The 21,918-nt window shown below is 51.3% G+C and carries 17 protein-coding genes and 1 pseudogene; 6 read left to right on the top strand and 12 right to left on the bottom strand.

What is annotated here, in order from left to right; genetic code table 11:
- Positions 1–20: 20 nt before the first annotated feature.
- Positions 21–293, top strand: a complete 273-nt coding sequence (locus FDW96_RS18415) for a YceK/YidQ family lipoprotein (RefSeq protein ID WP_137366104.1) — start codon at positions 21–23, stop codon at positions 291–293.
- Between the two features lie 46 nt (positions 294–339).
- On the opposite strand, the gene prpE is transcribed toward FDW96_RS18415, so the two are convergent.
- From prpE to prpB, 4 genes are all read right to left on the bottom strand, one after another.
- Positions 340–2,226 (bottom strand): propionate--CoA ligase, encoded by a 1,887-nt coding sequence (gene prpE / locus FDW96_RS18410; protein ID WP_079225313.1) that lies wholly within the window; start codon positions 2,224–2,226, stop codon positions 340–342.
- A 40-nt stretch (positions 2,227–2,266) separates the two neighbouring features.
- Entirely contained in the window at positions 2,267–3,718 is a 1,452-nt protein-coding gene (locus FDW96_RS18405) for a bifunctional 2-methylcitrate dehydratase/aconitate hydratase (RefSeq protein ID WP_137366103.1), read from the bottom strand.
- Positions 3,719–3,755: 37 nt separating this feature from the next.
- Complete coding sequence (gene prpC / locus FDW96_RS18400; protein WP_042310274.1) at positions 3,756–4,925, bottom strand: 2-methylcitrate synthase; 1,170 nt, start codon at positions 4,923–4,925, stop codon at positions 3,756–3,758.
- A gap of 125 nt (positions 4,926–5,050) precedes the next feature.
- A complete protein-coding gene (prpB, locus tag FDW96_RS18395; RefSeq protein ID WP_038637980.1) occupies positions 5,051–5,932 on the bottom strand; it encodes a methylisocitrate lyase in 882 nt (293 codons plus the stop codon).
- A 252-nt stretch (positions 5,933–6,184) separates the two neighbouring features.
- Here prpB and prpR point away from each other — a divergent pair.
- Positions 6,185–7,756 (top strand): annotated as a pseudogene (gene prpR, locus FDW96_RS18390) (propionate catabolism operon regulatory protein PrpR); the annotation flags it as partial.
- A 51-nt stretch (positions 7,757–7,807) separates the two neighbouring features.
- Here prpR and yahO read toward each other — a convergent pair.
- On the bottom strand, positions 7,808–8,083 hold the full coding sequence (yahO, locus tag FDW96_RS18385; protein ID WP_042310520.1) for a DUF1471 family periplasmic protein YahO: 276 nt from the start codon (positions 8,081–8,083) through the stop codon (positions 7,808–7,810).
- A gap of 338 nt (positions 8,084–8,421) precedes the next feature.
- Between yahO and FDW96_RS18380 the strand changes: the two genes are divergently transcribed.
- From FDW96_RS18380 to FDW96_RS18365, 4 genes are all read left to right on the top strand, one after another.
- The gene (locus FDW96_RS18380) at positions 8,422–9,054 is read left to right on the top strand and encodes a LysE family transporter (RefSeq protein ID WP_042310278.1); all 633 of its coding nucleotides are present in this window, start codon (positions 8,422–8,424) and stop codon (positions 9,052–9,054) included.
- Between the two features lie 80 nt (positions 9,055–9,134).
- A complete protein-coding gene (locus FDW96_RS18375) occupies positions 9,135–10,523 on the top strand; it encodes a diguanylate cyclase (protein ID WP_137366102.1) in 1,389 nt (462 codons plus the stop codon).
- Between the two features lie 220 nt (positions 10,524–10,743).
- A complete protein-coding gene (locus tag FDW96_RS18370; RefSeq protein ID WP_079225319.1) occupies positions 10,744–11,838 on the top strand; it encodes a 4Fe-4S binding protein in 1,095 nt (364 codons plus the stop codon).
- A gap of 171 nt (positions 11,839–12,009) precedes the next feature.
- A complete protein-coding gene (locus tag FDW96_RS18365; RefSeq protein ID WP_061383018.1) occupies positions 12,010–12,519 on the top strand; it encodes a hypothetical protein in 510 nt (169 codons plus the stop codon).
- Between the two features lie 94 nt (positions 12,520–12,613).
- Here FDW96_RS18365 and foxA read toward each other — a convergent pair whose 3' ends face one another.
- The 7 genes from foxA to pepT form a co-directional block, all read right to left on the bottom strand.
- Complete coding sequence (foxA, locus tag FDW96_RS18360; RefSeq protein ID WP_094301067.1) at positions 12,614–14,722, bottom strand: ferrioxamine B receptor FoxA; 2,109 nt, start codon at positions 14,720–14,722, stop codon at positions 12,614–12,616.
- 121 nt (positions 14,723–14,843) lie between these two features.
- Positions 14,844–15,824, bottom strand: a complete 981-nt coding sequence (locus FDW96_RS18355; protein WP_042310285.1) for an AraC family transcriptional regulator — start codon at positions 15,822–15,824, stop codon at positions 14,844–14,846.
- A 172-nt stretch (positions 15,825–15,996) separates the two neighbouring features.
- The gene (locus FDW96_RS18350) at positions 15,997–17,580 is read right to left on the bottom strand and encodes a methyl-accepting chemotaxis protein (RefSeq protein WP_137349054.1); all 1,584 of its coding nucleotides are present in this window, start codon (positions 17,578–17,580) and stop codon (positions 15,997–15,999) included.
- A gap of 316 nt (positions 17,581–17,896) precedes the next feature.
- Positions 17,897–18,145 carry a hypothetical protein gene (locus FDW96_RS18345; protein ID WP_061383023.1) on the bottom strand — a complete coding sequence of 83 codons (249 nt, stop codon included), beginning with the start codon at positions 18,143–18,145 and terminating at the stop codon, positions 17,897–17,899.
- Between the two features lie 15 nt (positions 18,146–18,160).
- Positions 18,161–18,790: a DUF2913 family protein gene (locus FDW96_RS18340; protein WP_137349055.1), complete on the bottom strand. Its 630-nt coding sequence runs from the start codon at positions 18,788–18,790 to the stop codon at positions 18,161–18,163.
- Between the two features lie 300 nt (positions 18,791–19,090).
- Entirely contained in the window at positions 19,091–20,452 is a 1,362-nt protein-coding gene (gene dcuC / locus FDW96_RS18335; RefSeq protein WP_061383026.1) for a C4-dicarboxylate transporter DcuC, read from the bottom strand.
- Positions 20,449–21,705: a peptidase T gene (gene pepT, locus FDW96_RS18330; RefSeq protein WP_042310294.1), complete on the bottom strand. Its 1,257-nt coding sequence runs from the start codon at positions 21,703–21,705 to the stop codon at positions 20,449–20,451. The genes dcuC and pepT overlap by 4 nt, the downstream gene beginning before the upstream one ends.
- Positions 21,706–21,918: the final 213 nt, after the last annotated feature.

Below are 21,918 nucleotides of genomic sequence, written 5' to 3'. Positions count from 1 at the left end.
GTAAAACCCAGGTCACAGGAATGAGCAGAAAGACGGTTGCGGTAATGACGTTGTTGGTCAGCGCATTACTTTCAGGATGTGGCAGCATTAATGCACGCACGGAAGGCGAGGATTCGAATACCTATTATGTGGGTACGCACCACGACATTGATAAACTAAAAAATCCAGGCGCTTACGATTATAACTATTTCGATTTAGCGCTGTTATTTATCGATGTGCCGCTGTCTTTTGTGGCGGATACGGTCTATGCGCCGTTTGATTACTATCACGGACCGTATAAGAAAGTCGATTAGAAACCAGGCCCGGTAAGCATCGCGCCACCGGGCCAATTAATAACGGCTACTCCTCGATCGCCTGGCGAATTTGCTGCAGCGACGCCGGATCGTCAATGGTCGTCAGATCGCCGGGATCGCGGCCTTCACAGATTGCCTGAATCGTCCGCCTGAGCATTTTACCGGAGCGCGTTTTCGGCAACTGTGACACAAACCAGACGTGTGCCGGACGGCCAAAGTTACCAATCTGACTGTCCACCAGCGCCATAATCGCCTTCTCTTCCGAATGCGCGATGTCGCGATCTTCAAGGCTGTCGCTCTGTTTCGGAATAACAAATGCAACCGCCACCTGCCCTTTCAAAGCATCTTTCACGCCGACCACCGCCACTTCTGCGACGTTTGGATAGCTGGAAATACTCTCCTCTATCTCACGCGTACCCAGTCGGTGTCCGGCAACGTTAATAACGTCATCCGTACGGCCGAGGATGAAGTAGTAGCCGTCGGCATCGCGAATGCCCCAGTCAAAAGTGGCGTATACCTGACGAGAAAACAGCGACCAGTAGGTATTTACGAACCGCGCGTCATCGCCCCAGATGGTCTGAATACACCCTGGCGGCAGCGGCCCTTCAATGACCAGCATCCCCTTCTCATTCGCTGCACAGGGTTCACCGGTCACCTCATTGAGCAACTGCACGTTATAGCCGTACATCGGCACGCCAGGGCTGCCCAACCGCGAAGGCCTGTCGTCCAGCCCACGCGCGATCGCCATAATTGGCCAGCCGGATTCGGTCTGCCAGTAGTTGTCGATAACCGGGACGCCCAGCGTTTCCGTTACCCAACTGGCGGTCGGTTCGTCCAGCGGTTCCCCGGCCAGATACAGCACCTCCAGCGAGGAGAGATCGTGATTGCGGATCTGCGCGGTCGGGAATTTCTTCAGTACGCGTATCGCCGTTGGCGCGGAGAACATCCGGCTAACCTGATACTTCTCAACAATCTTCCACCACACGCCGCAGTCCGGGTACGTTGGCAGCCCTTCGTACACCACCGTCGCCATCCCCGCCAGCAATGGGGCATACACGATATACGAATGCCCAACCACCCAGCCGATGTCCGACGCGCAGAAGAACACGCCGCCCGCTTTACCGCCGAAAATGGTGTCCATCGTGGTTGCCAGCGCGACCGCATAGCCGCCAACGTCGCGCTGGACGCCCTTCGGTTTACCGGTTGTCCCGGAGGTATAGAGAATGCAGGAGGTTTCATTCGATTCCAGCCACGTCACCGGCACCCGCGCGCCAAGATGCTGTTGGCGCAGCGCGGCAAAGTCGAGGTCGCGCCCCTCTACCCGCGCCATTTTCGCCAAACCACGATCGACCAATACCACATGACGCGGCTGGTGCTGCGCCTGACTGATTGCATCATCGAGCAGCTTTTTATACGGCAGGATCTTGCCCCCGCGCGCGCCGGCATCCGCCGAAACGATAATCACCGGTTGGGCGTCGTCGATGCGTGCCGCCACGCTGTGCGAGGCAAAGCCACCGAACACCACCGAATGGATCGCCCCAATGCGCGCGCAGGCCAGCAGCGTAATGTGCGCCTCGGCGATCATCGGCATATAAACCAATACCCTGTCGCCGCGCTGTACGCCCAGAGACAGCAACATTGCCGCCGCCACATTCACTTCGTCGTACAGCTGACGAAAGGTAAAGGTACGCTCTTCTTCGGTTTCCGATGACACCGCAATCAGCGCCAGCGCCTCAGGCTGTTTCTCCACCCAGCGGTCGATGGCGTTATGACACAAATTGGTCTTGCCGCCGCAAAACCAGCGGGCAAACGGCGGGTTGCTGTGATCCAGCACCTGCGTATACGGCTGCTGCCAGTCAATACGCTGGGCCTGCTCGGCCCAGAATGACTCCGGTTGCGTAATCGAACGTTGATAAAACTCGCTATAAGACATAATGCTCTCCTGTTGAACTTACGCCTTGCCGCACGCAGGTTTAGATTACATAAAGGTCCATATACTCATTGACCGGCATCTGCTCCAGGCGGGCTCTGTCCAGGGAGACATCCAGAATGCGCTGCTGCTGACGGGTCGGGAACTGACGCGCCAGGTTGATTTTGAACTTCTCGACCAGCTTCGGCATACCGTCGTGACGACGGCGCGCATGACCGATTGGGTACTCCACCACCACTTCTTCAAAACGTGAACCATCGGTGAACTCGAGAGTGATGGCGTTAGCAATGGCACGTTTTTCCGGGTCGTGATAATCGGCAGTAAAGGCCGGATCTTCGAAGCAGGTGATCTTCTCGCGCAGGGCATCAATACGTTTGTCCTGCGCCACGCCGTCTTCGTAATCTGCCGCGGTTAAACGCCCAAACAGCAGCTGAATGGCGACCATATACTGGATGCAGTGATCGCGATCCGCCGGGTTATCCAACGGGCCTTTTTTATCGATGATGCGGATACAGGCTTCGTGGGTGCGAATGGTCACTTTTTCGATATCAGCCGCCGTTTTACCCGCGGCCTGCAGTTGTTCATACAGCGTCATTGCCGCTTCTACCGCGGTCTGCGAGTGGAACTCGGCCGGGAAGGAGATTTTAAACAGCACGTTTTCCATCACGTAAGAGCCGTACGGACGCTGGAAGCGGAACGATTCCCCTTTGAAGGAGACGTCATAAAAGCCCCAGGTTTTCGCCGTCAGCGCAGACGGATATCCCATCTCGCCCGTTTTTGCCATCAACGCCAGACGTACCGCGCGGGAGGTCGCATCGCCTGCCGCCCAGGATTTACGCGTGCCGGTATTTGGCGCATGACGATAGGTACGCAGCGACTGGCCGTCGACCCACGCCAGCGAAACGGCGTTGAGGATTTCATCCCGGCTCAGCCCAAGCATCTCCGCGACCACCGCCGTGGAGGCGACTTTTACCAACAGAACGTGATCCAAACCAACGCGGTTAAAGGAGTTTTCCAGCGCGATACAGCCCTGAATTTCATGGGCTTTGATCATCCCGGTCAGCACTTTTTTCATGGTCAACGGCGCTTTCCCCGCCGCTACCGCGTTGCGTGACAACCAGTCAGCCGTGGCCAGAATACCGCCGAGGTTATCGGAAGGATGGCCCCATTCCGCGGCCAGCCAGGTGTCGTTGAAGTCCAGCCAGCGGATCATCGCGCCGATGTTAAACGCCGCCTGCACCGGGTCAAGCTGGAACTGGGTGCCCGGTACGCGAACGCCGTTCGGCACCACGGTCCCCGGCACCACCGGCCCTAACAGTTTTTTACAGGCCGGATATTCCAGCGCTTCCAGGCCACAGCCAAGGGTGTCGAGCAGGCAATAATGCGCGGTGTCGTACGCCACCTTTGAGGTGATCTCGTAATTCATAACGTAATCAACGATATCAACGATTTCACGGTCAAAGTCTGGGCGAACGTTCGAAATATGTGCGGACATAGGGTACAACTCCTGTTTTTATATTTAGAGGTTTTAATTAGCAACGCTTTTCGATCGGCACAAATACGCGATCTTCCGGGCCGGTGTAGTTGGCGGAAGGACGGATAATTTTGTTGTCCTGGCGCTGTTCGATGATGTGCGCCGCCCAGCCGGTAACGCGGGCGATAACAAACAGCGGAGTGAACATTTCGGTCGGGACGCCCATCATGTTGTAGGAGACCGCCGAGAACCAGTCGAGGTTGGGGAACATCTTTTTCGTTTCCCACATCACCTCTTCCAGACGGTCGGCGATGTTGTACATTTTCAGCGAACCGCCTTCCTGAGAAAGCTGCTTCGCCACGCGTTTAATCACCTGATGACGCGGGTCGGCAATGGTGTAAACCGGGTGACCAAAGCCAATCACCACTTCTTTGTTTTCCACGCGTTTGCGGATATCCGCTTCGGCTTCATCCGGCGTTTCATAACGCTGCTGGATCTCCAGCGACACTTCATTCGCCCCGCCATGTTTCGGCCCACGCAGCGCGCCAATCGCGCCGATAATCGCGGAATACATATCGGAGCCGGTTCCAGCAATCACACGACTGGTGAAAGTGGATGCGTTAAATTCGTGCTCGGCATACAGCACCAGCGAAATATGCATCGCCTTTTCCCAGCTTTGCGACGGTTTTTCGCCATGCAGCAGATGCAGGAAGTGACCGCCAATGGAATCATCGTCCGTTTCCGGCTGAATGCGCTCGCCGTTATGGCTGTAGTGATACCAGTACAGAAGAATAGAGCTGAGCGACGCCAGCAGCTTGTCTGCAATATCGCGCGCGCCGGAAACGGTATGCCCCTCTTTTTCCGGCAATGTACACCCCAGCGCGGAGACGCCGGTGCGCATCACATCCATCGGGTGGGATGCGGCAGGCAGCGCTTCCAGCACGGTACGCACGTTTGCGGGTAAGCCGCGCAGCGCTTTGAGTTTGCTTTTATAGGCGGTGAGTTCGTCGCGGGTAGGTAATTTCCCGTGGATCAGCAGGTGCGCAACTTCTTCAAATTCGCACTGTTGCGCCAGGTCGAGAATATCGTAGCCGCGATAATGCAGGTCGTTACCGCTTTTACCCACGGTGCATAACGCGGTATTTCCGGCGGCGATGCCTGACAGCGCAACCGATTTTTTAGGTTTAATGACATGCGTGTTGTTTTGCAGGATTGTTGTGTCGCTCATGTTGTCCTCGTCATTTTTATAATATGTAGGGTGCTGAGGGTGTGCGAGTAGCTACGCAGGCCGGATAAACGCAGTGCCATCCGGCATTGCCGGATGGCGGCTTCGCCTTATCCGGCCTACGACGGTTACTTTTTTGTGTACAGCGCGTCGAGTTTCTCTTCGAACTGGTAGTAATTGATGCTTTCGTACAGTTCGTTGCGCGTCTGCATAATGTCGATCACGCTCTTTTGCGTACCTTCCTGGCGCAGCACGTTGTAGACCCGTTCAGCCGCACGGTTCATGGCGCGGAAGGCAGACAGCGGATACAGGGCCATGGCGACGTTCGCGCTACGCAGTTCATCGGTAGTAAACAGCGGCGTGGCGCCAAATTCGGTAATGTTAGCGAGGATCGGTACCTGCACCGCATCGGCAAACTGGCGGTACATCGCCAGCTCGGTAATGGCTTCCGGGAACAGCATGTCGGCCCCCGCTTCAACGTATGCCTGGGCACGATCGATGGCCGCTTCTAACCCCTCCACCGCCAACGCATCGGTGCGCGCCATAATCACAAAGTTGGGATCGGTACGCGCATCCACGGCGGCGCGGATCCTGTCGACCATCTCTTCTTTTGAGACGATCGCCTTGTTCGGACGATGCCCGCAACGCTTGGCGCCGATCTGATCTTCAATATGCAGCGCGGCGGCACCGGCTTTAATCATCGACTTCACGGTACGCGCCACGTTGAACGCCGACGATCCAAAACCAATATCCGCATCCACCAGCAATGGCAGCGGGCAAACATCAGTGATACGACGAATATCGGTCAGTACATCATCAAGGGTAGAAATACCGAGATCCGGCAGACCCAACGACCCCGCCGCAACGCCGCCGCCAGAGAGATAAATCGCCTGATACCCGGCACGCTGAGCCAGCAGAGCGTGATTGGCGTTGATGGTGCCGACGATTTGTAATGGGTTTTCTTTGCTGAGCGCGGCGCGAAACGCCAGCCCTGGAGAGTGTAGAGACATATCCCGTCCTCTTGTTATCAACTTGTTATCATTCGTTGATTTACCTAAAGCAAGGGGTATGCCAAAGACCAAAACTTTTATTCAAATTCCATTTTTACTTTTTAAAACAGATGATTATATTTAGAACCTGTATTTTTATTGCACAAAAGCGTGTCAGCTATCGTTTCATGAAACCGACTTGAACGTTTCATTGCAACATTTATGAAACACAACTAAACCCTTATACTCGGTTCCTTACTTTTTGGGTTACTTATGGCTGATACGCATCTTCCGCCGCGGGTGAACGACGACAAACCAGTTATCTGGACGGTTTCGGTCACGCGCCTGTTCGAACTGTTTCGCGACATCAGTCTGGAGTTCGACCACCTGGCGACCATCACCCCTATTCAGCTGGGTTTCGAAAAAGCGGTGGCTTATATCCGTAAGAAGCTGGCCACTGAGCGTTGCGATGCCATCATTGCGGCAGGCTCCAACGGCGCGTATCTGAAAAGCCGTTTATCGATCCCAGTGATCCTGATTAAACCCAGCGGGTTTGACGTACTACAGGCGCTGGCGAAAGCGGGAAAACTGACATCATCGATTGGCGTCATTACCTATCAGGAAACCATCCCCGCGCTAATCGCCTTTCAAAAGACCTTCAATTTGCAGCTTGAACAGCGCAGCTATATCACCGAAGAAGATGCCCGTGGACAAATCAACGAGCTGAAGGCCAACGGTACCCAGGCGGTGGTCGGCGCGGGGTTGATTACCGACCTGGCGGAAGAAGCGGGTATGACCGGCATTTTTATCTATTCGGCGGCCACCGTGCGCCAGGCGTTTGTCGACGCACTGGATATGACCCGTCTGACGCTGCGCAGAAACGGGCAATACGCCTCCGGCGACACGCTGCGCACCCGCTATGCGCTGGGGGATATACGCGGTCATTCTGCGCAAATGGAGCAGGTGCGGCACACCATTATGCTCTACGCCCGTTCGCGTGCGCCGGTGCTGATTCAAGGGGAAACCGGCACAGGTAAAGAGCTGGCGGCGCAGGCTATTCATCGTGAGTATTTTACGCGTCAGGAGAATCGGCGCGGAAAACCTTCGCCACCGTTTGTTGCCGTCAACTGCGGAGCCATCACCGAATCATTGCTGGAAGCGGAGCTGTTCGGCTATGAAGATGGCGCGTTTACCGGCTCCCGCCGGGGAGGACGCGCGGGCCTGTTCGAAATTGCCCACGGCGGGACGCTGTTTCTTGATGAGATAGGCGAAATGCCGCTACCGTTACAAACCCGGTTATTGCGCGTGCTGGAAGAAAAAGAGGTCACCCGGGTCGGGGGACATCAGCCGATTCCTGTCGATGTACGGGTGATTAGCGCCACGCACTGCAACCTGGAACAAGAGATGAAACAGGGAGAATTTCGTACCGATCTGTTTTACCGCCTGAGCATTCTGCGCCTCAAACTGCCGCCGCTACGCGAGCGGTTGCCCGATATTCTGCCGCTGGCGGAAGGCTTTTTAAAACAGTCGCTGGCGGAACTGGACGCGCCGTTTTCTGACGCGGTGCGTAAGGGATTAGCCCTGAGCCAGCATACGTTGCTGAACTATGGCTGGCCGGGAAATATCCGCGAGTTGCGCAATATGATGGAGCGTCTGGCGCTGTTTTTAAGCGTCGAACCACAGCCGGAGCTGAACGAACAATTTCTACAGCAGCTGTTACCTGAACTGGCCGCGGTTGCTGCCCCGCCGCAGGTCACTTCATCACTGACGCCGCAGCAGGTGCTGGCGCAATTCAATGGCGATAAAACCGCGGCGGCGCAATATCTCGGTATCAGCAGAACTACATTNCCCGCCAGTGCAATGACTGGCGGGTATGTTATCTTTCAGTACTGCGCATTATTTTTTCTTGTAAATATTGGCTGTACCGTGGATTTTATTGTCCGTTTGGCCGGAGGTTAATACCACCACATCGGCACCTTTCTCTTCGGCTTTCTTCAGCAGTTCTTCTTTAGCGTCTGCAACAGAAACTTCGTTACTCGTTGAAATATCACCGATTTTTGTGTACTGCGACTCAACCTTTTCAAACTCAAGTTTTGTCATAAATTCCGCGGCATACGCGTTGGACACAACAAAAGCTAACGCACCAATAAGTACTTTAATTCCAGTTTTCATATAAAAGCTCCAGGTTTTGTTATATATGCCATCATCGCCCCCTGAACATTCGCCATGCGAGTCAAGGATGATTAATAAGTAGTTCAGGCCGCTAAAAAGATCCAGAGCAGGCGGAAATATAAAGATATTTTGCGCATCGTGTATAACAGAAGATCCCACGCCGCAGCATTATCCGGCGCAGCTGGGTTGCAGAAACCAGGCGTAGAAGCTATTTGCAAATTTGAGCTCATTTCACAATACAGTGTGAGTAAATACGCAGAATGACGAGCGCGCTAAAATTATAGTGTTAGCAGTCTAAGCATGCCCCTGGCCCGCTCTCACTAATGGAATCGTTGTCTATGGAACCTTTACACGCCGTCGTACTCACCATCAGCCTGTTTGTTTTAACCTTTTTTAATCCTGGCGCGAACCTGTTCGTGGTGGTGCAAACCAGTCTGGCGTCAGGACGACGCGCAGGGGTGATGACCGGTCTGGGTGTGGCCTTAGGCGATGCGTTCTACTCCGGCCTCGGGCTCTTTGGCATGGCGACGCTCATTACCCAATGTGAAGAGATATTTTCACTGATTAAAATTGTCGGCGGCGCCTATTTGCTGTGGTTTGCCTGGAACAGTGTTCGCCATCAGGCTACACCGCAAATGCCAACGTTACAGCAGCCGATTTCCGCCCCCTGGTATGTATTTTTCCGCCGCGGGTTATTAACAGATTTGTCTAATCCGCAAACCGTTCTGTTTTTTATTAGTATCTTCTCCGTCACCCTCAGCGCAGAAACGCCTACATGGGCGAGGCTAATGGCCTGGGCAGGTATTGTCTTGTCTTCCGTTATCTGGCGGATTTTTCTCAGTCAGGCGTTTTCTTTGCCCGCTGTGCGCCGTGCGTATGGTCGAATCCAGAGGGTTGCCAGCCGGGTGATAGGCGCCATTATCGGCGTCTTCGCGCTCAGGCTGATTTATGAAGGTGTCAGCCATCGTTAAGCGAGTTTAACTTGACCATTGTGACGTAATTGTCCGTAATACCGCCTGAATTTTTAAATCGCATTTTGAGTGGCAGTGAGATGGAACAGGTTGCTCCGGTAAACGACACATTACTCCTTACAGAATGGCAGGCGTTGTTACGTCAAACATCCCCTGAAGTTCATACGATCCTGACATCATTAAGCGACGAAGAGATCCGCCATTTAGTGAGCGTTTTTTATGACTATATGCTCTCCCATGCGGAGAGCGCATTGTTCCTCAATACAGAACAGGTCAGCACCCGCCTCAGCGGCAGTATGTTTGACTGGCTACGCAGCGTACTTGGTAGCGCGAACGAAGATCTCTCACAACTGCTGGCAAAACAGCGCAAAATTGGCGTGGTGCATGCCCGCATCGGGCTGCCTATCGATCTGGTTAATCGCGGCGCACGCAAGCTGAAAGATGAATTGTATCGGGTCCTGAAAAAGAAAGCGGAATACTCGCCCGCCCTGCTGAGCGATGCCATCTGTTTCAGCAGTCTGGCAATGGATACCGCCCTGGAGGCCATGACCGTCTCCTATTCCCCCAGCTATCAAAACTCACTGCATACCCAGGAACAGTATCGCCTGCAGACCATTTACGATGACGTTAACGTCGAACGCGAGCGGCAAATACGCTCATTTACCGACTGGGAAAATCAGTTTATCTATAACATCGCCACCGGAATGCCTTTCGGTGAGCTGGTCCTTTTGGCGAATTCTGATTTTGGTATGTGGTTCGCACACAAGGGAAAATACATTCTGGGCAACAGCAATCTGCTGAAAGAAATGGAGTCGCTGATTGCGGAAATCGACAACCGCCTGACAACCACGCTGTCGCATCAGCATCAGGCGACAGAACCTGAACGGATGAGCTTGTTGCAGGATATACGCCAGCTCTCGGCAAAAATCCATTTCCTGCTCGCCTCAATGTTCGACGCGCTGGTGAAGCAGGAAAATGGTAAAGACTCATTGACTCAATTGCTTAACCGACGCTTTATCCCGACCATTATGCGCCGTGAGATCTCGCTGGCGTTACATACCCGGAAGCCCTTTACCCTGGCGATGCTGGATATCGACTACTTTAAGCAAATTAACGACAACTATGGGCATAACACCGGTGATATGACGCTCAAAAACGTCGCGGCGGTTATTTATGATCATATTCGCAGCAGCGATTACGTTTTCCGCTACGGCGGTGAAGAATTTATGATTCTGCTTGTCGAGTCAGATCAGTCTCAGGCCAGTATTATCCTCGAAACGCTACGCATGAAAATTGCCGAGATGCGTATGGCGGCCTCAGCAACAGAAGTGTTTTCTGTCACCGTCAGTATTGGCATCGCCGAATATGACTACCATCCTGACTACAAGCAGTTGGTTGATAAAGCCGATCGGGCACTGTACCTGGCGAAAAGTAATGGCCGTGACCGCGTAGAAATATTTCAGGAATAACCTTTTTTCCCACGGAGAAATAAATACCCCGTTAAGGGTATTTATCTGACCTGCGATAAGTATCGGGCTGTTATTTTTATTCAGGCATATACGTGCCATAAAAATAACAGCCGCTTAATAAGATGCAAATCAAATACACCAAATCTGAATAGCGCTAGCATATCCCGGTGATGACGCCTTCTGAATGCAGGAGGGGAAATATGAGGGATAGTGTAAAACCATGAACGGGAAAAAGAGAACACGCTGGCAGCGCCGCCCAGGCACGACCGGAGGCAAACTACCGTGGAATGACTGGCGTAACGCCAGCACCTGGCGAAAAGCCACCCAGTTTCTCCTGCTGGCCAGCAATATCTATATTGGCGTGACGTTTTATTATTGGGTCCGCTATTTTGAAACTGCCGGTACCAGCGTTTATATTCCAAGACCCGGCGGTATTGAGGGGTGGCTGCCGATCGCGGGTTTGATGAATATCCGCTACACGCTGGAGACCGGTTTTCTCCCGCCCATCCATGCCGCCTCCATGCTGCTGTTAGTTGCGTTTATCCTGATTAGCTTGTTGTTAAAAAAAGCCTTCTGTTCGTGGCTATGCCCGGTTGGCACGCTTTCCGAACTGCTTGGTACTCTGGGAAAAAAAGTATTGGGTCGCAATTTCACGCTGCCGCGCTGGCTGGACATCCCACTGCTCAGTCTGAAGTATCTGCTGTTGGGTTTCTTCCTGTATATCGCTCTGTCGATGCCCGCCCAGGGAATCCAGTACTTTCTGATGTCGGCCTACGGCATGATCATTGACGTGAAGATGCTCGATTTTTTTCGTCATATCGGCTCCGCCACGCTTATTTTCGTGGTAGTTATCAGCGTTCTGAGCCTGTTTATTCGCAATGCCTGGTGCCGTTATCTGTGCCCTTATGGCGCACTGCTTGGCCTGTTTTCACTGCTCTCGCCGTTTAAAATCCGGCGTAATCCGGACAGTTGCATTGACTGCGGGAAATGTGCGAAAAACTGCCCGTCTACTATCCCGGTTGATCGACTGATTCAGGTGCGTACCGTGGAATGTACTGGCTGTATGACCTGCGTTGAATCCTGCCCGGTGGCCTCTACGCTGAGCTTTTCACTGCACACCCCTGCGGGGGAACAAGGAAACGGCAAATCGTTATGGCGGCAAACGGCATTGTCAGGCGTTGTCATGACTATCCTGGTGCTGGGTATCCTTTTTGCCACCATTGGCTATGCGGTTTATGCCAATGTCTGGGATACGCCGGTGCCCGATCACATGTATTTCCAGCTGATTCCGAAGGCTAAAATGATCGGCCATTAATTTTTAATAACCCTGCCAATTCTGGCAGGGTTTCCCGCCTGTTCCGCCATTTTAAGACTATTGAACTTGTGCCTTCGCGCCCCGGTTTATACAACCTTAACTATCACCTGTGATCATTCATTTTTTATTATGTTATGGGCGACTGCATCCAATAATAAACGGGACAGCATTATGACTAAAATAAAACTGGCACTGCTATTACCTCTGTTTCTGGCGGGTTGTACGATGAGCGACGGGGAATTAAGAAACGCTTACGCTCAGCATTATCAGCAACCCGCCGCCTATGTCGAGACTTATAAACAGAAGATAGCCAGCATGGATATTAATACCCTGGCCCAATATGCCGCCGCAGAAGATAAGAAAAAAATGCGTGGGCAACCGAGACTGAAAATCGACGAATTCATTACCATTGAGAACGTGCAGGCGAAAGGAAATCGGGTGGTCTACGATTACTCGCTGTCAGAGAAATGGCTGGCGCTGTCTGCGGACAAACAGCGCGAGAAGCAGATCAATATGAATAAAGATCTGATCTACCGTACCTGCTCGCTGGAAACGGTACGTCTGGCGCAGGCGAAAGGGCTGGAAGAAGAGCATAACTATTACAGCCAGTACCCAGACAAAGTCGCCTTCACTCTGAGAACCAGCGCGCAGATTTGTATGCAAAACGGTTTTACGCAATAGCCGCAATCCACTATGCCTGATGCGCTTATCAGGCATACAATTTGCACTCTGTTGTAGGCCGGATAAGGCGTCAAGGCCGCATCCGGCTAAAGCATCAGAATTTCCAGGATACGCTGCCGACAATGCTGCGCTCAGCGCCGAAGTAGCAGTATGAGAGCGAATTACAGGCCGCAACGTAGCGTTTATCGGTCAGGTTGTTGACGTTCAACTGGGCACTCAGTCCTTTAATACCGATATTCGTTAAATCGTAGCCAATTGCCATATCCACCAACGTATAGGATGGCAGGGTATGCGTATTCAGACGATCGCTGGTGATCCCATTGACATATCGCACGCCCGAGCCGAGCGTCAGACCATCCAGCAGGCCGCTTTTCACATCGTAGCTCAGCCAGGTGCTGGCCTGATTCCGTGGTGCATACACGGCACGCTTGCCCTGCTCCTCCGGACTGCTTTTCTTGTAGCGGATGTCGGTGTAGGTATATGCCGCCTGCAGACGAAAGCTGTCCGTAAGTTGACTAATCGCCTCCAGCTCCACCCCTTCAGATTCAATTTCCCCAATCGAGCGGTACGGATCGGTCGGCTCTTCTTTGGTGGCGATATTGGTTTGATTAATGCGGAACACCGACGCGCTGAACTGACTGTTAAGTCCTTCCGGCTCATATTTCAGCCCCGCTTCCCACTGCTTGCCTTTCATCGGATCCAGCAGATTGCCGTTCTCATCGGCAAAGCTGGTTGGCGTAAAGGCGGTGGAATAACTCACGTACGGCGCAAAGCCATTATCGAACAAGTAGAGCAATGCGGCGCGAGTACTAAAGTTGTTTTTATCCAGATCGCTGCGGATATCGTTGATCTTATCAATATTAGACACGCTGACTTGATCGTAGCGACCGCCGAGCGTAATACGCCAACGATCCCATGACATCTGATCCTGCAAATAGTAGCCCGTCTGGCGCAGCTTGTGCTTCTCACGCGCATACATGTCGATATAATCCGGCTTCGCGCCATACACCGGGTTAAAAGCGTCGATTGGCGGGAATGCGCCGTAGTAGCCGGTGGTATTGTTGCTGCGATCCTGATAATCAATGCCCACCAGCAGACGATGGTTGACCTGCCAGGTATCAAAGCTGCCGTCGAGCTGGTTATCCAGCGTAATCGCCGACATTTTTTCATCAGAGCCGGAATAGCCGCGATTAAGCTCGGTTTCGTTCAACCAGCCCGCCGCATACACCTGGTTCAGTTCAACGTCGGTATGCAGATAGCGCAGCTTTTGCCGCACCGACCAGCCGCTATCAAACATGTGCTCAATATTGTAGCCCACCATGTTTTCACGGCGATCGTATTTGTCGTAATCATCCTCACCTTCGTAAAAGGTGTTGGAGATCTTTTGCCCGTAATGCGGAACCACGGTGCCGTCATAAGGCAGACCGGAGTGGCTACCGCCTTCCGGGTCGCGATGCAGATAGGCCATCAGATCCAGACGCGTCTGGTCGGTGATCCGCCAGGTCAGACTGGGCATCAGCGCGTAACGCTCTTCTTTCAATGGGCCAAACTGTGAGTCCGCGTAACGCGTCATCCCGCTCAGACGCGCCGCCACACGATCGTTATCATCCAGTGCCCCGGTGACGTCAAACGCCGCCCCGCGCTGGTTATTGTTGCCGGCAAACAGCTTCACTTCTCCACCCGCGTCAAATGACGGCTTGCGCGACGTCAACGCGACGATCCCCCCCGGAGAAGAACGCCCGTACAGCACGGAAGCCGGGCCGCGCACCACTTCGATATCTTCAAGGAACCACGGATCGACCACCAGCGAGCTATGTGAGTTGGTGTCGCCCATCATCTTCAGACCATCGAGATAGACGTTGTCCAGGCTGCCATCGGAGAAGCCGCGCAGCACAATGTAGTCAAAGCGGTTGGAGGCGCCAATCTGGTTGCTGTATACCCCCGGCGTATAGCTAACGGCCTGACGCACGCTGGTTGCACCCTGCTCTTCAAACTGTTCGCGGGTAATGATGGATACCGATTGCGGGGTTTCAATATCCGGCGTGGCAAGCTTAGTAGCCCCGCTCTGCATTTGCGAGGTGACAACGACCGTATCGTTTTTTGTTGTTTCCTGCGCCAGCAGAGGAAAAGCCACGCTGCCGGTCACCCATCCTACCAGCAGCGCTAACCGAGTCTTCGCGAACATGAGTATCTCCAAAGGCATTTCTAATTGTAAGTGAGAATTATTACCTTTTTGCTGACGGAGATAGCTATGCCGGATGCCAGATTACCTATGCGCAGTGCCAAATTGTCTGCCAGCAACGTGCGCAAAACGCAAAAATGGATTAGCAAAGCTTGAGCATATCGCCTGGCGAAAAACCGTAACGACGACGAAAGGCGGTAGAGAAGTTGGTGGCGTGCTGGTATCCCGACATCCAGGCTGCCTGCTGTACGCTGTATCCTTCCAGTAAATAACCGCGAGCGCGTTCCAGGCGGCAATCGCGCAAGTAATCAAAGACCGAACAGCCATAGGCTGCGCGAAACTTGCTACGCAGACTACTGGGACTCATTGCCGCGCGTTGCGCCAGTTCATTGAGCGTGTGGTCATTCTCAGGATTCTGTTCCAACAGGCGACGAACGACTTCCAGCCGCTGCTGTTCACCGCTGGCGGCGAGGCGTTTGCCGCTCTCGACCTGGCACACGCTGAGGCCATGGCCGAACAGTTGCAATATCAGCCCTTCCAGCATCAACTGGCGAGATACATTGCTGAGCGTGATCTGCTGCGCATACTCCAGGCCACTGAGTAAAAATCCCGGCACCTGCCAGATAAGCGTCGGCGTCTGGCATCTTTCCCACTCACGCATCAACGATTCGAGCAGCCCCGTGCGCCACGCGCCGTCGGGATACAGACCGAGAGATAAGGTTCGCAGTTTGCAGTCGGCATGATGGCGGGCGCGCATCGTCTGGTGCTCGCTCAGGCGTGAGCTAAACGCCATTCCGGAACGCACCACGTGTTCCTGACCGTTAAGCGAGAGGACCACGCAGCCTTCCAGTACCACCAACATATACAGGGGACTGCTGTGGCGGGAGGTGGTTTCGTAGGGTTGCAATACCTGTACATCAGAGTGCGTCACGCACATCCCGCAGGGGAGCGTCATCTCCTCAATTTCACCTTGCAGCACAGGGCTAGCAGACGGCAAGTCCGGCTTTTGTGCCAGTTGGGGAAAGCGATAGTCGATCCCGTAACGTTCACCAAAATCCATAAACTCGCTGACGGAAAAAGTACGGGCTACGCGTCTGGACGCATTCAGAGTGGTGTTGTTCATGCTGTCTTCTGCACAGAAAATGGGATTAACAGTTTATGGCCAGGAGCAACATTACCATTCCCTGCGCAACACAACAATAATAATGAGAATTATTATCAATATGATTAAGGCGCTTTTCCTGACAGCCAGCCATCTCATCAGACTGAATTTACAGCTGATGAGATGGCATGTTCTACTGCTTGTCCTGCGTACCCTCCTGCGGCTTTTCATCAACCTGAAACACAGCCACGGCCTGGGAAAGCATTGCCGACTGCTCTTCCACACTGCCTGTCGTGGCGGCGATTTCCTCAACCAGAGACGCGTTTTGTTGAGTGACTTGCTCCATTTGCGTGACAGCAACGCGGATCTGCTCGATGCCGCTACTCTGTTCCCCCGATGCGCCGGATATATCTTCCATGAGTATATTGATATTGCGTATTGCCTTAGCAATGTCCGCCATCATAGCCCCACTGCTTTCAGCTATCTCCACCCCTTCCTTGACGCTGATTGCCGCTTTGGCAACCAGTTCGCTAATTTCTTTCGCTGAGGAGGCGCTACGTTGGGCAAGGGTTCTGACTTCACTCGCTACAACGGCAAATCCACGCCCGGATTCGCCAGCGCGCGCCGCTTCTACCGCGGCGTTTAAAGCAAGAATGTTGGTCTGGAAAGCAATACTATCAATCACATGAGAGATTTCATTCACGCTTTGCGCGTTGCGGCTGATCAGGTGAATTTTCTCAACCATGTCGCTCATTAAGCGCTCGCCACGCAATGCCATTTCCGTGCTTTCACTCGTCATGGCAGAAGCCTGATGTGATTTATCGGTGTTATTTTTGGTTGTTACGGAAATCTGTTCCATACTGGCCGCCGTTTCAACCACTGCCGCAGCCTGTTGCTCCGTTCGGGTTGATAAGTCTGAATTACCCGAAGCAATTTCCTGCATTCCGATATTAATAGACTCAACGCCATCGCGAATTGTACTGACAGTCTCCCGCAGGCCGTTTTGCATGTGTTGTAAATTTAAACACAGTAAGCCAATTTCATTGTTACCCGGCACCTTAACGGGATGACTCAGATCGCCTTTACCAATCCGTGAAAAATGCTCAGACACGATATTTAATGGCCGAATGATTGTTCGGTTTATCCAGATATTACAGAGAATAAAGATAAGAACTGTAACGGCCAGCAGTAAGGATATTTTAAGTATTGAGGCATTAAACTGAACGTGTGTCTGCTCTACGATATTTTTACCGACCAACATGGTTGATTTGTAGTAGTTCTCAATCTCCTTATCAAACTTTTTTCGCAAAGCCAGCAACTCAGTGTTGGCATTTGCTTGTGTACCGACAAGACTACCGTTAGAAATAGCCTCATTTAATTTATCAACATACTTTTGTTCAGCATTCATTTGTTGCTCAAAAGCAGTTCTGACGATTTTACCAATCTGGGGATCATCCGCTGTCAGTCCAGGTATATCCCAAAAAATAGCGAACTGCTTTCTGGCATAAGCGATCTCATCCTGCACCTGTCGCAATGTTTGTTGGGTAGCAGCCATATCTTGCAGTTGAATATTATCAAGAACGCTTCTTACTTTATAAACAGCCCCAACGACGTTATGCAGCGAATCCTGTTCCTTTACTATATTATGCAGTAGAAGGGTACTTTTTTGATTTCCTTTGAGATCGACTAACTCAAACCCATTAGAAAGGAACTGCATAAAGGTAAATACCAAAAGCAATAATAACAGACTGGTTTTAACCTTCATATTCTTTAACATTTGAACATCTCCATAACAATTAGACAATCATCTCTGACTAAATTGTTATCGACACGCCACGTAATACCTTAACCTAAAAATGGTTAATTATGAGAAAGTTTCCCGGCTCAACATAGCATAATAAATTACGTACACCGTCGTATACATGGCGGCAAATCGCCGTTTTATTACCGGGAACAATCACACTATAAAAAAACCAACATTAATATTATTTATGGATGAAAAAAAACAGTTATATTAAACATCATGCGCCACTGAGAATGGGCACGATAGCCGTATCTGACCGGCATAAAACGAACAAAGCAGCAGCCAAACGTCAGAGAATATAGACGGTAACTTTTTCCTGAAGATCTGCCGGCACCCTTACCCATGACATTGAATCAACAGCAATTGTCGCCATTTCATTTTCTAACCGAAGTAGCGGCGTGCTGTCATCTGGCGCAGAAGAACTTTCGCCAATCTCGAGAATGCCCCGAAAAGTTATAGATAAATTGTCAGCGGCATCAGACAACCTAATCCATTCGGTCGCGATCTCTAACTTTTGCTTTAACAATTCTCTGTTCATAACTTGTGCTAATCATTACTTATCAGTAAGAAACTGGAAGTGATGAAATTCATTTGAAATATCCTTCACAAACTCTACCGGCAGGTGGTGTTTGATGAAGGTTAATTTTGCGAACTCAACATCACCATACACCCGGATACAGAAAGGCTTGACTATCTCGCCCTGAGCACCAAAGCACTCCTGGAGTCGGGTATCATCCATAAAAATAAAGTTACCCTTTCTCACTTTAATCTTATCATGCAGGTTACGCCACTTCTCTGGTGTGAGTAGAAAGTTCTGCCATCCATTATTTCTCAATATTTCAATCGTGTGGGTGAATTTAAAATAATCATTTTGCATTGTCACATCACCACTTGAGGTGGCGTACAAGTATTCAATTTTAAATTTTAGTTGTGCATTAATGTTTTTTTTCTTGCCTTCATCAATTAACCATTGAAGCTCATTGGCAACACTTCGTGAGAAGAGTTTTCTTTTTTTTGCGATAGCCAACCAATGCATAATAAAAATATGCTCTGACATTTTAGAGTGGATCTTGTGATCCTGTATTGCGATACCAATTGCCACTAATGCGCTCCAGGTAAACGCTTCCAGCTCATCCTGATAATGATGCCTCGATTTACTCACTTTTCCTAAATTTTTTACCACTTAAAACCCACCCAGAAAAAATCATTATTGTATTTAATTTGTTACTGCTCAATTTAAAAACCTACTACAACTAAAATCAGCATAATATGATCCAGATTAATTTATCTCAATGTAAAAAAAGAGCCATGGAACACATTATTTTTATTAACCATTTATAGTTAACAAGATTGACCACAAATAATAAGAATAGCTCGATAAAGATGAAAACTAATAATTATCCCCCGTAATCAATACACCAACGTATCAAACCAGAAAACCTCCAGATTCAATGAACCAGAGGTTTGTCTGTGCCTGCAATTGTCAGTAGAAAATACCGATGATTAGCGTATGGGTAACAAAGCCGACAATCAACGGTACGGCGGTGCGTTTAACCACATCGAATGGGGTTATTTTTGCCCCGCTGGAAACGGCGATCACCACGCCAGATACCGGTGAAATGGCCCGTCCCATATGCGATGCCTGCTGCATCGGCAGAATCATGGCAACAGCGTTCGCCCCCATACTGGCAGCGATTTGCGGGATAAGCTCAACGAATGCCAGAAATGGCGCGTTACCCGATCCCATAATGATAGCCGCCGCAAGCGTCACCAGCGCAAACACCACCGCCATGGCGAATGGCGGTAATCCCACATGTTCGGCCATCAGGATTAATTGATCAATCGCACCAATGACTTTAATACCATGAGCAAAAACACCCGCCGCTACCAGCAGTCCTACTACACCGGTAAAGGCAGTACCCATTCCTTTCAGAAAATGGCTAAACCCTTCGCACACCGCCTTTAAATCTCGCACCCGTAGCCATTCAATCAACATACAAATAGCCATTGAAATAAGCACAATGGTAATGATATTCAGGTTAATACCACTGACGAACATTTCGGAGGATCCCACTGCCATCAGTATCGGAAGCATGGGAAGCAGCGCATAAAAAGCAGGCGCTTTCCCTGAGTCAGTCACTTCAGTGCTACCGATTTCCCGTGGTAAGGTCCCCGCTTTACGGTCGCAATAGCGCTGCCAGAAAAAATGGCAGACTCCCACGACCAAAACGGTAGCCAGAGCTGCCGGTCCCTGGTGGTAGACAACGTATTCCACCACATCCATATTGACCGCTTTCGACCCCCTGATAGCATCGATTGCCGTTGGGGTGTACGCCACACCAAGCGAGGTGGCAATTACCCCGGCAGCAGAGGCAGCGGAAAGCCCTAATCCCAGCATAATGGGGAACATTGTTCCCATCAGCAGTACGGCGAGTCCAGTGGCGGAAGGAATAGCTAACTGCAGGAGACTGGCGAGCAGGTACGAGAAAAAAAGCAGAATATAGGGCGAACGCAGCGCACGCAGGGGTTTTGTGACGACACGCACCACCGCCTCATTTGCACCGATATGATCCATGTAGTGCGCAAATCCCATCAGCGCCATGATCATCAGGCCAAGATCGGCAGCTCGCGTGCTGAAAAGATCGCGCATAACCTCGAACGGATCGAGAAAGGAAATCCCCGTGCCAGCAACGCCTTTCGGTAGTACGGAACCCCACCCGGTGAGTGCGGTGCAAATCATCAGCACCAAACCCGCAATAAATAGCACGGGTTCGGCACGATAACCTTTCAGGATCAGACGTGCGACTACCACGATAACCAGCAGGGCAATTAACACCTGAATCATGACTGAGCTCTCCGCTGCGTGAACTCAGCAAAGGTTTCCTCAATGACCGCAACCACGACATCGCTGGCGGCCCGCAGTGAACGCACCGGCAGATATTCATAGATTGAGTGAAAATTATGAGCACCGGTAAAAATATTCGGGCACGGCAATCCTTTCTGCGATAAAACCGCACCATCATATCCGCCGCGCATGGCGACAGGAGCCGGGGTAATCCCACATTTCTGATAGGCGCGTAATGCAATATCAATCGGATAGTGAGCATCACCCTGCAAACTATTGAACACGTTCGCATAGCGATCGGCTAAATGACAGACCACGCTATTTTCGCCCCATAGAGCGCAGGTACTGACGGCAAGCTGACGGATAAATGCCATACGCGCCTTATAGCCTTCTTCGCTAAAGTCGCGGATATCCAGCTTAAGCACCGTGCGGGCGCTGTTACCCTGCAACTGCTTAACCCAGTAATAACCTTCGCGCCCTTCCGTATATTCAGGCGCTTCTCCGCCAGGCAGCATCGCAATAAACTTATGCGCCATCAGCAGCGAGTTCTTCAGCTTACCTTTGGCTGACATGGGGTGCGCAGACTGGCCGGTAAAGATGATTTCCGCATCGCCCGCATTCCAGTTCTCATAAACAAACTCCCCGATACCGCAACAATCCAGGGTGTAACCAAAATCAGCGCCGAAGCTCGCAACATCAAACGCTTTTGCGCCACGTAATCCTTGCTCTTCATCAGGCACAAAACCCACCTTCACCGGCCCATGTTTGATTTCCGGATGTGCCACCAGATACTGTAATGCGTTCATAATTGCGGCGATGGCTGCTTTATCATCAGCCCCTAACAGACTGGTTCCGTCAGTGACGAGCAGATCATCACCGATATAATTTTTCAGTTCCGGGAATTCGCTTTCGCGCAGAAAAATATTCAGCTCTTTGTTCAGACACAAATCCCCACCGCTATAGTGAAGACGTTGTGCATTTGTGTCCGCAGTCTGTTCCGCGCTGGTATCCAGATGTCCAAAGAATGAAACGACAGGAACCGTGTCATCAGTATTCCCGGGAAGTGTTGCCGTTACGATAGCGGTATCCCTGACCTCAATGTTTTCCATTCCTAATGCTTCAAGTTCTGCTGCAAGCAGTTTTGCCAGTACCATTTGACCAGCAGAAGAAGGCATTATCCCATTGGCGCCGTTTTCTCTTGAAGTCGTGGTATTAATTTTGGTGTAGTTGATAAAACGTTCAACAATATCCATTCCAGGAGGTCCTTTAATATTTTATTGACGAAATACTGTGAGAGGAGGCTCGCGTACAGCGCGAGTGATATAAAACAGGGAACTGGATAAAACCAGCGTTCATCCCGGAACGCTGGTTTTATGAACATTACGACGTTGATTTATATAAATGAATATAAATTATGCCTGTGATAAAACGCCTTACTGATGGGTAAAATCATACTCCCTGTCCGT

It is taken from the genome of Citrobacter sp. TBCS-15, from assembly GCF_005280815.1.
GTDB lineage: Bacteria > Pseudomonadota > Gammaproteobacteria > Enterobacterales > Enterobacteriaceae > Citrobacter > Citrobacter werkmanii.
Note: the sequence above shows the minus strand (reverse complement) of the source record. Positions and strands in the feature narration are given on the sequence as shown.